Below are 12,312 nucleotides of genomic sequence, written 5' to 3'. Positions count from 1 at the left end.
CGTATCGGATTCCTCGATCAATGGCGCGATGACGTACGCTTGACGTCCGAGTGACAGTTCGCGCTCGACCATCGTATGCACCCTGTCGATTTGATCCGTTTTCGCCCAATACGTCTCGATCGGCTTCCGGCCGGCCGGCATCTCATCGATCGTCGACACATCCATCTCCCCGAACGCGCTGATCGCGAGCGTCCGCGGAATCGGCGTCGCCGTCATATACAAGACGTCCGCAAGATCGGCCTTGTCTCGTAACATTTTCCGCTGCTCGACGCCGAACCGGTGTTGCTCGTCCGTGATCGCCAAGTGCAGACGCGAAAACTCAACCGGCCCTTGAATCAAGGCGTGCGTGCCGACGATGATGTCGACGTCACCCGCTTTGATCGCTTCGAGCAACGTAGCGCGCGCCTTCCCTTTGACCGAACTCGTCAATAAGGCGACACGGATCCCGTACGGCTCGAACAGTTGTTCAAGCGAAGCGACGTGCTGCTCGGCCAAAATTTCGGTCGGCACCATGAGCGCGCCTTGATAACCCGCGTTCACTGTCGCATACAAGGCGATCGCGGCAACGACTGTCTTCCCGCTCCCGACATCCCCTTGCAACAGGCGATTCATGCGTTCGGGCTTCTCGATATCACTCACGATCTCACGAATGACGCGCGTCTGTGCACCCGTCAACGGGAAGGCGAGCCGCCTGACGAACTCGTTCAGTTGCGTTTTTTCGAGCGTGAGCGCCCTTCCTTTCCCGGAACGCTCCATCTTTCGAAACGCCTGAAGCTTTAATTGATAGAGCAGGCATTCTTCGTACACATAACTGCGGCGCGCTTGTTTGTACATGTCGATCGAATCAGGGAAATGCATCCCTCTGAGCATCGACGCCCGGTCCTCCAAGCGGTAACGCAAGCGGATGGATTCCGGCAGCCGGTCCTCAAACGTCGTCGTCTGATCGAAGGCGAGTTTGACGATTCGACTGAAATTCTTTTGCGTCAATCCGGCCCGAAGCGAATAGATCGGCTGTAACCCGTCCGCAAGCTCACCGAACTCGAGATCGGTCGCGCTGATCGTCATCCGGTTCATGTCCCATTTCCCTTTGACCGTCACCGTCGCACCAAGCGCCAGTTTGTCTTTATAGAAAGCGCGGTTGAACATCGTCACATGGACGACGTAGCGCTCTTCTAACAACAGCCGGAACTGAAGTCGATTTTTACCTTTACTATAATAGCGGACGAGCGGTTCCGCTTGAACGGTCCCACTCCATTTGACGAGGTCCCCGTGGACTGCCGTCGTCACGGTGCCGCTGTTATAATTTTCATAACGAAACGGGACGTGCTCTAGCACGTCCTCGATTCGTTCGAGACCCATCGTCTCTAGTTTTTTGGCCATCTCTGGCCCGACCCCTCGGAGCGTCGTCAACGCGTCACTGTTTGGCATTTTCTTTCTCTCCAAAAATATTGCGTTCGATCCGACGTGCTGTCGGTGTGTTGGCGAGTCCGCCCCGCGCCGTCTCTTTCAAGGCGGTCGGCATCATTTGACCAATCTCGTACATCGCCGAGATGACTTCATCGCACGGGATGCGGGACGTGATGCCGGCGAGCGCCATATCAGCCGCGACGACCGCGTTCGCCCCACCCATGGCGTTCCGTTTGACGCAAGGTACTTCGACGAGACCCGCTACCGGATCGCAGACGAGCCCGAGCATGTTTTTCAAGGCGATCGCAAACGCCGTCGCCGACTGTTCCGGCGTCCCGCCGGCCGCTTCGACAATGGCTGCTGCAGCCATACCGGTCGCGGAACCGACTTCGGCCTGACAGCCTCCGGCCGCACCCGAAATCGAGGCGTTGTTCGCAACGACGAATCCGAACGCGCCCGAGGTGAACAAATACCGAATCATCGCATCGCGGTCCATCTCGAGACGGTCCTTGACCGCAAATAGCGTCCCCGGTACGACCCCAGCGCTCCCCGCCGTCGGTGTCGCGCAAATCCGTCCCATCGCCGCATTCACTTCGTTCGTGCCGATTGCTTTGGCGACGGCATCTAAAATCAAGTCACCGGCAAGTGATTTGCCCGACCGGACATAGTCTTGCATGAGCACGGCGTCATTCCCAGTCAGCCCCGTCACAGACGTCACGCCTTGCATCGCCCGCTCGACCGCTTCTTCCATCACTTCAAGGTTACGTTCCATCATCGCCATGACCTCTTCTCGTGTCGAGCGTCTGACGTGGACTTCTTGCTCGATCATCACTTCAGAGATCGGGATGTTTCGTTCCGTTGCCGTCCGTACTAATTCTTCTACTGATTTAAACATAGTCGTTTCTCCTTATTCCCCAAAGATGGCTACCCGTTCGATTTGAGGTAACCGTTCCAGTTCCGCTAATACGTCTTTTGGCATCGGTTCATCCATTTCAATCGCCATCAAGGCTTGCTTGCCTTTTTCATGACGGCTCACTTCCATATGCCCGATGTTCAGTTCGTGCTTGGCGAGTATGCCCGTCACGGCCGCGATCGCCCCGAAGCGATCGTGATGCAAGACGACGAGTGCCGGTCCACCGCCGGAAAGCTTGAGCGGGAATCCGTTCAATTCGGTGATTTCAATCGTGCCACCGCCAATCGAGATCCCAACGATCTCAAACGTCCCCTCCGCGTCCTCGAGATGAACCCGGGCCGTGTTCGGATGATCCGTGAGCGCGTCGCTCGTCTCAAAGACGACTTTGATTCCCCGCTCTTTCGCGATGTCGAGCGCTTGCGGGATGCGAAGATCGAACGTATCGAATCCCATGATGCCTCCGACGATGGCGACGTCTGTCCCATGACCTCGATACGTGTCGGCGAACGACCCGTAAAACGTGATCCGCGCGAGGTCCGGCGTTCGGCCGAACAGTTTGCCGGCCATAAGACCGATGCGTGCGGCTCCGGCCGTATGCGAACTCGATGGTCCGACCATGACCGGTCCGATAATATCAAACACACTGCGATATTTCATCGCATTTCCCCCTTTCAAAAAAACCCTACCTTCATTATACAGAAGGCAGGGCTGAGATACAGCTTATTCCACACTAAAAATGTAGGAGTAGAGCGGTTGTTTACCGTCATGAACTTCGATTTCAATCTCATCGTTCTTCGATTCGATGTAAGCCGAGAGTGCTGCGACGTCTTCCGCCGACGAACCTTCGCCCGTCAAGATCGTGACAATCTCATCATCCGCGTCTACGAGTGCATCTACGAGCGCTTTTGCCGCTTCTAGACTCGATTTTGATGATGCGACGATTTTCTTCTCGGCAATCGCCATATGATCATCTTTACGAATCTCGACACCGTCGATACTCGTGTCACGGACAGCGTAAGTCACTTGTCCTGACTTGACTGTAGTTGCGGCCGTCTTCATGACCAGCTCGTTCGTCTCGACATCCGCTTCAGGATTGAACGCGATGGCAGCCGCTAGTCCTTGTGGTACCGTCTTCGTCGGAATGACCGAGACGCCGCAAGGTGCGACCGATGCCGCTTGCTCAGCGGCCATGATGATGTTCGAGTTGTTCGGGAAGATGAAGACGTGCTCGGCGTTCGCCGCTTCAATCGCTTTGACGATGTCTTCCGTCGACGGGTTCATCGTCTGCCCGCCTTCGATGACATGTGCGGCACCGAGCGAACGGAACAGTTCACTGACACCTTCACCCATGGCGACAGTGACGATCGCGTAAGGCACTTTCGCTTTGACGGCAGTCGCCTGAACGCCGTGCTGGTTGGCACCGTGCTCTTCTTCAAGAATCGTCGAATGCTGTTGACGCATGTTCTCGATCTTGACCGCGACAAGCTCACCAAAACGTTGTCCTTTCGTGATGACGTCGCCCGGCGTCTCGACGTGAACGTGGACTTTGAGCAACTCTTCGTCGGCGACGACAAGGAGCGAGTCGCCGAGTTCAGACAGCTCGTTACGGAACACGTCCTCATCGAACGGAGTCTGTTTCAACTTTTCGTCTTGGAAACGGACCATGATCTCCGTGCAATATCCAAATTCGATATCTTCCGTCGACATGAAACCTTGCGCAGCATGGTGTTCTGCCTCAACGAGGGCATCCATGACCGGTGCGTGCGGCTTCTCGAGCTCTTTCCCTTCAAGGCTCGCGAGGAACCCTTCATAGATGACGAGGAGACCTTGACCGCCTGAGTCGACGACACCGACTTCTTTTAAGACCGGCAACAAATCAGGTGTCCGCTCGAGCGAAGCTTTCGCTTCCGTGATCACTTGCTCCATGAACTCATTGAAATCGCTCGTCGACTCAGAAGCACGGAGCGCTTCGTCGGCCGCTTCACGAGCAACCGTCAAAATCGTTCCTTCAACCGGTTTCATAACCGCCTTGTATGCCGTGTCAACGCCACGTTTGAGTGCCTCGGCAAAGTCGAGTGTCGACAATTCTGTCTTTCCTTCGATCGATTTACCGAAACCACGGAATAATTGGCTCAAAATAACACCCGAATTCCCACGGGCCCCCATAAGTAGGCCGCGGGCAAATTTCGATGACACGTCAGCGATGTTCGCTGTGTCGAGTGCGGCCACTTCCTTCGCACCTGAAGTCATCGTCAAATTCATGTTCGTTCCCGTGTCGCCGTCTGGGACCGGGAAGACGTTAAGCGAATCCACGTAATCTGCATTTTGGCTCAAGTTGGCTGCACCGTTTGCGACCATTTGCGCAAACACCAATCCATCTAAACGTTTTAACCCCACACCAAATCCTCCTTCGTTCTCGTCAGTCATTCGTCAGACGAACGCCTTGTACGAATATATTTACCGACGAAACGTTTAATCCTAAAGTTTCACCGAGCGTGTATTTCACACGACTTTGCACGTTGTACGCGACTTCTGACACTTTCGTCCCGTAGCTCACGATGATGTGCATATCGATATGTACGTCTTCTCCATCTTGACGTACGACAACGCCACGCGCATAGTTCTCACGTTTGAGCAGTTCTGCGATCCCGTCTTTCAGTTGAGCTTGTGACGCCATTCCTACGACGCCGAAGCATTCCATCGCCGCACCGCCCGCGAGTGTCGCGACCACGTCGTTCGTGATATCAATATTGCCATATGTTGTCTTCATTTCAATTGCCATATGGAGTAGCCTCCTTTATTCGGAATGATTCCTACAGTATATTCTACAATAAGTACCTAGTTATTAAAAGGACATGCCCCTAAACTCGGTCAATTGTAACCGCAACCCTCATTCATTATTAAAATCCTCATCCGTAATGTCAAGTTTTTTTCTTGTCATCCGGTTATTTTCTAGTTGCATCGTGAAAAAACCCATGCTAATATAAACGAGTGTCTATTAGGACGAACCCACATAAAAAAGGAGGGGAAACGCATGGCACGTAAATGCTACGTAACAGGTAAGTCACCTAAGTCAGGTAACAACCGTTCGCACGCACTCAACAAGACAAAACGTACTTGGGGTGTAAACGTACAAAAAGTTCGCATTCTCGTTGACGGTAAACCTAAACGAGTTTGGGTTTCAGCTCGCGCTCTTAAATCAGGTCTCGTTGAACGCGTATAATTACCATACACGAACGAAATAAATCCCAGCGGCATACGCCGATGGGATTTTTTTGTTTACTTCTTTATATACATAATCAAGACGTTGCCACTGTGAACGAGCAAGTCCGCCTCTTCTGCCGACCACTCGTTTGAAATCGTCAGCGCCTCATAGCTGACGACGTCATGGTTCTCGAGCGGGTACTTGACGCCACGAATCGAGACCGAGGCCCGTTTCCAAGGTACGAGCGACAAGTAATGGTCAGGACGACGCGGGAGACGATAGTCCCCTTTTCCGACGAGACGGACTTCTTGCCCGTCTGCGAACAACCGCATCTCGGGGTACGCCTCGAGCAGACCGACGTTGCTGAGCGTCATATCGAGCCTGCCCCCGAGTGCACCGTACACGTCGATCACGTCCGCCCCTTTCCCTCGTGCCGCCTCGAGGGCGATCTCAAGGTCGGTCACGTCTTTTTCAGACGGATAACGGACAGCTTCCTCCGGCACGGTGCCTGTGAACGAATCAAAGTCACCGACGAGCAGGTCCGGCTTCATCCCACGGTCGAGCAGCGTATGATAGCCGCCGTCGACACCGATGACGTAATCGGCGTTCCGAGGAAGATCAGGGACCGCTTCCGGGCTCGCAGCCACAATCAAGACGCGCATTATCTGATGTCCCGTGTCGCGAGCGTCGCGAAGCGCGGCGCCGACGTGAACAAGAGCACGATCACGACCGCCGAGACGAGGAACGACGGCAACATATACGTCAAGTTATAGCCGAGCGAGTACAAGACGACCGGTCCTTCCGCATACTCGGCGAAGAAGACGATGCCGGAGACGACGTGCGCAACGTAGCGGAGCGCCGAGCCGATCAACGCCCCGAGAATCAAATAGAACGTGAGCGTTTTCTTGGCGCCGTCTTTTGCCGACTGTTTGACTTGACCGGCGAAGATGCCGGCGACTCCGACGAGGCCGTAGGCGACCGTATAGTCGAGTAAAAATTGGACCGGCGTGAAGATATAGGCCCCAAATAACAGTTGTAGCGTCCCGACGAGCGCGCCCGTCGCGAGTCCGCCTCTCAATCCGTGCCGATACGCCATCACGAGAATCGGTAGCATCGCCAAGCTGACTGCTCCGCCTTGCGGCAACCGATATGGGATGAGCATGTCAAAGATCAGTCCGAGTGAGGCGAACAGCGAGATTTCAATGAGCGCCTGTAGTTTTAAACGTTGTTTCATCTTATTCCCTCCTTGATATGAGTGAACGACAAAAAGCAGCATGACGTAAACGCCATGCTGCTATCGTGTAGCAACGTGCATTTTCGCCACATCCCTACGTCCGTGTGAACGGAACAGGTTCAAAGGGTTAGCTCATGCCTCTCAGCCACAGATGTGACACCCCTTGCGACAATATTTGTTGTTCTATAGATGATTATACACGAGACGCGTTGCGAATGCTATCGATTGCGTCTTTATAGCTCGGTTCGTTATAGATGGCTGAACCGGCAACGAGGACGTCGGCACCTGCGTCGATACAAAGTTTTGCCGTCGCAGGATTTACCCCGCCATCGATTTCGATCTCGAAGTCGAGACGACGCGCTTGGCGCATCTCGCTGAGCGCCGCGATCTTCGGGACGACCGCTTCGATGAACGCTTGGCCGCCAAAGCCAGGGTTCACGGTCATGAGCAACACCATATCGACATCACCGAGCACGTGCTCGATTGACGACAACGGTGTATGCGGGTTCAAGACGACACCGCACTTGGCGCCGGCTCCTTTGATTTGTTGCAATACGCGATGCAAATGGTTTGTCGCCTCGACATGGACCGTGACGATATCGGCGCCTGCTTGAACGAAATCCTCGACGAACCGTTCCGGTTGGTCGATCATCAAATGGACGTCTAATACCATGTCCGACTTGTCACGCAAACTTTTGAGTACCGGCAGTCCAATCGAGATGTTCGGCACGAACTGACCGTCCATGACGTCAAAATGAATGTAATCGGCCCCTGCTTCTTGGACCGCTTTGACCTCTGCCTCAAGGTTGGCAAAATCGGCCGACAGGATCGATGGTGCGATTTTAATCATGTTAGTACCTCCGTTGTCTATCTTTTAATTCCTCCATAAACGTAACATAGTTCGCATAGCGGGTGGAAGCGATTTCTCCGGCCTCGACCGCCGCTTTGACGGCACAACCTGGCTCGTTCAAATGGGCGCAACCACGGAATTTACAGTCATCGTGCCGCAAGACGAATTCAGGGAAACACCAACGCATCTCCTCGACTTCAAGTTCTTCCGGGAACTCAAGACTCGAGAATCCAGGTGTATCGGCGACGAACCCGTCCGCGAGTGTGATGAGCGTGACGTGACGCGTCGTATGCTTCCCGCGGCCAAGCGCTTTCGAAATCTTACCAGTCGCGAGTTCAAGCTCCGGTGCGACCGCGTTCAGCAACGAACTCTTCCCGACGCCGGTCTGTCCGGCGAATACGCTCGTCTTGTCTTTGAACGCGCTGCGGATGAGCTCGATCCCAGCTCCGTCTTCGGTCGACGTCTCAATGACTTGATAGCCGATCGAACGGTATAGCGCTGCCGCCGCACTAATTTTTTCCTTTTCAGCTTCTAGCAACAAGTCCATCTTCGTCAACACGATGATCGGGTGAACTTGCTTCGATTCGATCAAAATGAGAAAGCGGTCAAGCAAATGAAACGAGAATGCCGGCTCTTTCACGGAAAAGAGCAGAAACGCCTGATCGATGTTGGCGATCGGCGGGCGGACGAGATGGTTCGACCGCTCATCGACAGCCATGATGTAGCCGGTCCCGTCCCCTTGGTCTTGAATATCGACGTCGTCCCCGACGACGGGCGAAATGTTTCGGTTCCGGAAGTTTCCCCGGGCGCGACATCTGATTTCAACTTTCGTTTCGGTCATGACATCATAAAACCCACCTTGCAAGCGAATAATCGTTCCTTTCATCCTGTTTCCTCCTTAGAAAAGAGGTGACGCGCACGCCACCTCTTCATTGTGAATCTTTTGCTTGTGCGTATGTCACCGTATCGGTCCGAACGACTTCACCCTCGACTTCAATCGTCGCGGTACCGACTTCGTCCGGAGCAATGACGAGCGTATAGGAATACGTCGTCGTTTCTGTGATCATATCACGCAACACTTCGATCTCACCACGGGCATCGACGGTACGAATGACGACTTCGACCGGTTCCGCCTCGTCACCCTCTGCCGGCGGTTCGATTTCGACGTCCACTTCCCGCTCGATCGAGATGTCGGTCGGCTCGACTCCTTGTGAGACGATGACCGTCAGTTCCGTTCCCGGATCGACCGCCGTCCCTGACGTCGGCAGTTGACGAATGATTTGATTCGCTGGGATACTCGTCGAATACTCATCGCGTTTCACGATTTTCAAGTTGTTTTGCTCGGCATAAGTTGACGCTTCTTCGAACGTATAGCCCGTCAAATTAGCAAGCTCGATTTTATTGCTGCCGGTCGAGACGACGAGCGTGACCGTCTCTTCCGACGCGATGACTTCTTCACCTGGCGTGATCGATTGCGAAATCACATCTCCGCTGTCGACCGTTTCGGACGCTTCGGATTGGATTTCAATATCTGTGAAATCAAGATCTTTCAACGTTCGTTCCGCTGCTGTTTGGGACAACCCCTCGACGTCAGGCATCTCGACCGTCTCTTTCCCAGCGGACACGACGATGGTGACGACCGTTCCGCGCTTCGGCTTCCGCCCAGGTTGAGGATTCTGCGAAATCACGTCGCCTTCAGACACGTTGTCACTCACCCGGTCCGTCGTCTCAACGACAAATCCGGATGCTTCTAGTTCAGTCGTCGCATCACCGACGCTCATGCCGACGACATCAGGCACGACGGCACGTGACATTTCATCTGCAACCACATACGCCGCCACTCCGCCACCGATCAATAGAAGAACGAGCACTAGCCAGAGCCACCACTTCTTTTTCTTTTGTTTCTTCGGCGTCGCTGATTCCGGCTCGACTGCAGCTACAGGCTGCTTGACGACTTCTTTCGGTTCTTCCGGAACGACAGGCGCCATGACGAGCGTCTGATCAAACTCGTCTTGTTCTGTCGGCCTCCGTTTCGGTTCGTCCGCGCGGTCTGGGCTGAGCGACGTCAAGCAGTCTTTTTTAAAAGCAGCGACCGAGGCATGCCGTGCCCCTGGCGATTTGGCGAGCGCCTGCATAATACAGTTCTCAAGCGCTTGTGGAATTTTAGGGTTCAAGTCGAGCGGTCGGATCGGATCATCTTGCAAATGTTGCAACGCGACCGCGACAGGTGTCTCACCGATGAACGGGACTCGTCCTGTCACAAGTTCGTACAGCACCGCACCGAGCGAATAAATGTCTGACTTCTCATCAGCAAACTTGCCACGCGCTTGTTCCGGAGAGAAATAGTGGACCGACCCGAGGACTGACATCGTATGGGTCAGCGTCGCGTTCGACATGGCCACGGCAATCCCGAAATCGGTCACTTTGACGTTCCCGTTTTGGTCGATCATCATGTTTTGCGGTTTGATATCCCGATGAATGATGCGATGGGCATGGGCATGATCGATCGCATCACAAATCTGTCCCATGATCCGCAACGATTCCTCGATTGATATGTACTCTTCCTGTAAATATTGTTTGAGCGTCATACCATCGACATGTTCCATGACGATGTAATAAATGTCTTGTTCATCTCCGACGTCATAAATGGCGACGATGTTTGGATGGTTCAGACTGGTTGCCGCATGGGCTTCTCGTTCGAACCGGCGTATAAATTGTTCGTTATGCGAGAATTCAGATCGTAACACCTTAATGGCGACGGTTCGGTTTAAAATCTCATCGTGAGCCCGGTAGACATTTGCCATGCCGCCGCTACCGATTTGTTGTTCGATCCGATAACGATCGTTGATTCGTTCTCCACTTCGCATCGGATTCATCCTCTCTTTCTATCTGTAAATTGGACGAGCGCCACAGTGATGTTGTCGCTCCCACCCAATCGGTTGGCTTGATCGATCAACATGTCCGCCTTAGCGTCCGCAGAGATGGGACGAGTTAAGGCGTGTTTGATAGCTTCATCTGTCAGGTGAGTCGTCAAGCCATCCGTACAGATTAAAATCGTGTCGAACTCGGGTTCGGCAAACACTTGCAGATCAGGTTCGACGTGCTCTTTTGAGCCGATCGCACGGGTGATAATATTTCGTTTCGGGTGGATCCGCATTTCTTCTTCTGTCAATTCCCCAAGTTGTTTTAGCACGTTGACGTAAGAATGGTCTTCCGTCAATTGTTGGAGTGTACCGCCACGAAGGGCGTAGACGCGGCTATCTCCGACGTGTACGATGACAATCGTTTCGTCATGCCAACAGACGCCAGCGATGGTCGTCCCCATCATGACGAGATTAGATTGCTTCGCGAATTCAAGCACTTGCTCATTTGCCAGCTCCACGTTGTCACGGAACCAAGTCTCCATCGCTAACGGTGTGGCCGGAAGCGTCGGAAAAGCGCGACGAAACTGCTCGATGACGAGCTGACTAGCGACCTCTCCTGCTTCATGCCCCCCCATGCCGTCGGCCACGAGGGCGATCCCGGCATGCTCGTCTCCTAAAATCAAGACGGCATCCTCGTTTTGAGCCCTCACCTGCCCACGGTCGGTTCGGTATGCTAATTCCATCTTCCTGATTACCTCGTTTCTTGTTCGCGCTCCTTCGCTCGAAGCTGCCCACAAGCCGCATCGATATCCGAACCTTGTTCGCGACGAATCGTCACGTTCACTTTTCGATCTTTGAGCACTTTTTCAAAGGCAAAAATTTGATTACGTGGCGTGCGCACATAGTCGCGCTCAAGCACATGGTTGACTGGAATCAAGTTGACGTGGCATTTGACGCCTTTCAACAAGTCGGCAAGCTTGTGTGCATCTTCTTCTGTATCATTGACGCCACCGAACAAACCGTATTCAAACGTGATACGACGTCCACTCTTCTCCGTGTAATAGTTGACGGCTTCCATCAACTTGTCCAAGTTATAGGCACGGTTGATTGGCATGAGACGTGTCCGAATCTCCGTCGACGCCGCATGAAGCGAGATCGCAAAGTTAATGCGCATCCCTTCGTCGGCGAACTTGTAGATTTTCGGCACGATTCCGCTTGTAGAGACGGTGATATGGCGTGAACCGATGTTCAACCCGTCATCGTGGTTGACCGTACGCAAGAAGCGCATCAATTCGTCATAGTTATCGAACGGTTCGCCGATTCCCATGACGACGATCGAGTCGACACGTTCGCCGCTCACGTCAAGCGCGCGCTGGACGTCGAGGACCTGGGCCGTGATTTCCCCAGCTTCGAGGTTACGTTTCAAACCGCCGAGCGTCGAGGCACAGAACGTGCAGCCGATGCGGCAGCCGACTTGAGTCGTGACACAGACCGAGTTGCCGTATTCGTGGCGCATGAGTACCGTCTCGATCGAGTAGCCGTCTTGGAGCTCGAACAAGAACTTGATCGTGCCGTCTTGCGATTCCTGACGGACGAGTTCTTTTAACGTCGTCAACTGGAACGAAGCATCGAGTTTTTCACGAAGCGGTTTCGACAAGTTCGTCATATCATCGAATGACGTCACACGTTTGACATACATCCAGTCATATAACTGTTTCGCGCGAAACGACTTTTCTCCTGCATCGATGAGCCATTGTTCGAGTTCAGGGTATGTGAGCGAATATAAAGACGGCTTGGCGCCGACTAATGGGTTTTTTTCAACTGCTTTTGGATTCATGT

The 12,312-nt window shown here is 53.6% G+C and carries 13 protein-coding genes and 1 riboswitch; of the genes, 1 reads left to right on the top strand and 12 read right to left on the bottom strand.

What is annotated here, in order from left to right; genetic code table 11:
• The 5 genes from A6395_RS14485 to A6395_RS14465 all read right to left on the bottom strand — a co-directional run.
• Positions 1 to 1,428 (bottom strand): ATP-dependent DNA helicase RecG (locus tag A6395_RS14485; RefSeq protein WP_071399582.1); only part of this gene is annotated, 1,428 nt, incomplete at its 3' end.
• Positions 1,415 to 2,302 carry an L-serine ammonia-lyase, iron-sulfur-dependent, subunit alpha gene (gene sdaAA, locus A6395_RS14480; protein WP_070327520.1) on the bottom strand — a complete coding sequence of 296 codons (888 nt, stop codon included), beginning with the start codon at positions 2,300 to 2,302 and terminating at the stop codon, positions 1,415 to 1,417. The genes sdaAA and A6395_RS14485, both read right to left, overlap by 14 nt.
• 12 nt (positions 2,303 to 2,314) lie before the next feature.
• Entirely contained in the window at positions 2,315 to 2,977 is a 663-nt protein-coding gene (gene sdaAB, locus A6395_RS14475; protein ID WP_070327521.1) for an L-serine ammonia-lyase, iron-sulfur-dependent subunit beta, read from the bottom strand.
• Between the two features lie 63 nt (positions 2,978 to 3,040).
• Positions 3,041 to 4,717, bottom strand: a complete 1,677-nt coding sequence (locus A6395_RS14470; protein WP_216820990.1) for a DAK2 domain-containing protein — start codon at positions 4,715 to 4,717, stop codon at positions 3,041 to 3,043.
• A gap of 22 nt (positions 4,718 to 4,739) precedes the next feature.
• Positions 4,740 to 5,102, bottom strand: coding sequence for an Asp23/Gls24 family envelope stress response protein (locus A6395_RS14465; protein ID WP_016509701.1), 363 nt, complete (start codon positions 5,100 to 5,102; stop codon positions 4,740 to 4,742).
• 252 nt (positions 5,103 to 5,354) lie between these two features.
• Here A6395_RS14465 and rpmB point away from each other — a divergent pair, with 252 nt between their 5' ends.
• A complete protein-coding gene (gene rpmB, locus A6395_RS15815; protein WP_015881349.1) occupies positions 5,355 to 5,543 on the top strand; it encodes a 50S ribosomal protein L28 in 189 nt (62 codons plus the stop codon).
• Positions 5,544 to 5,599: 56 nt separating this feature from the next.
• Here the strand turns inward: rpmB and A6395_RS14460 are convergent, their stop codons facing one another.
• The 7 genes from A6395_RS14460 to rlmN form a co-directional block, all read right to left on the bottom strand.
• Entirely contained in the window at positions 5,600 to 6,187 is a 588-nt protein-coding gene (locus A6395_RS14460) for a thiamine diphosphokinase (RefSeq protein ID WP_071399580.1), read from the bottom strand.
• Entirely contained in the window at positions 6,187 to 6,759 is a 573-nt protein-coding gene (gene thiT / locus A6395_RS14455; RefSeq protein ID WP_070327524.1) for an energy-coupled thiamine transporter ThiT, read from the bottom strand. Before thiT ends, A6395_RS14460 begins: the two co-directional genes overlap by 1 nt.
• Positions 6,760 to 6,833: 74 nt before the next feature.
• Positions 6,834 to 6,933, bottom strand: a riboswitch (TPP riboswitch).
• Positions 6,934 to 6,952: 19 nt separating this feature from the next.
• The gene (gene rpe, locus A6395_RS14450; RefSeq protein ID WP_070327525.1) at positions 6,953 to 7,609 is read right to left on the bottom strand and encodes a ribulose-phosphate 3-epimerase; all 657 of its coding nucleotides are present in this window, start codon (positions 7,607 to 7,609) and stop codon (positions 6,953 to 6,955) included.
• 1 nt (position 7,610) lies between these two features.
• The gene (gene rsgA / locus A6395_RS14445; protein WP_070327526.1) at positions 7,611 to 8,495 is read right to left on the bottom strand and encodes a ribosome small subunit-dependent GTPase A; all 885 of its coding nucleotides are present in this window, start codon (positions 8,493 to 8,495) and stop codon (positions 7,611 to 7,613) included.
• Between the two features lie 43 nt (positions 8,496 to 8,538).
• Positions 8,539 to 10,476 carry a Stk1 family PASTA domain-containing Ser/Thr kinase gene (pknB, locus tag A6395_RS14440; RefSeq protein WP_071399579.1) on the bottom strand — a complete coding sequence of 646 codons (1,938 nt, stop codon included), beginning with the start codon at positions 10,474 to 10,476 and terminating at the stop codon, positions 8,539 to 8,541.
• Positions 10,477 to 10,481: 5 nt separating this feature from the next.
• On the bottom strand, positions 10,482 to 11,216 hold the full coding sequence (locus tag A6395_RS14435; RefSeq protein ID WP_071399578.1) for a Stp1/IreP family PP2C-type Ser/Thr phosphatase: 735 nt from the start codon (positions 11,214 to 11,216) through the stop codon (positions 10,482 to 10,484).
• Positions 11,217 to 11,224: 8 nt separating this feature from the next.
• The gene (rlmN, locus tag A6395_RS14430; RefSeq protein ID WP_071399577.1) at positions 11,225 to 12,310 is read right to left on the bottom strand and encodes a dual-specificity RNA methyltransferase RlmN; all 1,086 of its coding nucleotides are present in this window, start codon (positions 12,308 to 12,310) and stop codon (positions 11,225 to 11,227) included.
• Positions 12,311 to 12,312 lie beyond the last annotated feature (2 nt).

This window comes from Exiguobacterium sp. SH31, assembly GCF_001816105.1.
Lineage (GTDB): Bacteria > Bacillota > Bacilli > Exiguobacteriales > Exiguobacteriaceae > Exiguobacterium > Exiguobacterium aurantiacum_A.
The sequence above is the reverse complement of the archived record's forward strand: the minus strand, read 5'-3'. Positions and strand labels throughout refer to the sequence as shown.

Coding starts and splice junctions, on each gene's coding strand:
- rpe (WP_070327525.1), bottom strand. CDS start 7,609: ATGATTAAAATCGCACCATCGATCCTGTCGGCCGATTTTGCCAACCTT.
- thiT (WP_070327524.1), bottom strand. CDS start 6,759: ATGAAACAACGTTTAAAACTACAGGCGCTCATTGAAATCTCGCTGTTC.
- rlmN (WP_071399577.1), bottom strand. CDS start 12,310: ATGAATCCAAAAGCAGTTGAAAAAAACCCATTAGTCGGCGCCAAGCCG.
- pknB (WP_071399579.1), bottom strand. CDS start 10,476: ATGCGAAGTGGAGAACGAATCAACGATCGTTATCGGATCGAACAACAA.
- A6395_RS14460 (WP_071399580.1), bottom strand. CDS start 6,187: ATGCGCGTCTTGATTGTGGCTGCGAGCCCGGAAGCGGTCCCTGATCTT.
- A6395_RS14465 (WP_016509701.1), bottom strand. CDS start 5,102: ATGGCAATTGAAATGAAGACAACATATGGCAATATTGATATCACGAAC.
- sdaAB (WP_070327521.1), bottom strand. CDS start 2,977: ATGAAATATCGCAGTGTGTTTGATATTATCGGACCGGTCATGGTCGGA.
- sdaAA (WP_070327520.1), bottom strand. CDS start 2,302: ATGTTTAAATCAGTAGAAGAATTAGTACGGACGGCAACGGAACGAAAC.
- A6395_RS14435 (WP_071399578.1), bottom strand. CDS start 11,216: ATGGAATTAGCATACCGAACCGACCGTGGGCAGGTGAGGGCTCAAAAC.
- rpmB (WP_015881349.1), top strand. CDS start 5,355: ATGGCACGTAAATGCTACGTAACAGGTAAGTCACCTAAGTCAGGTAAC.
- rsgA (WP_070327526.1), bottom strand. CDS start 8,495: ATGAAAGGAACGATTATTCGCTTGCAAGGTGGGTTTTATGATGTCATG.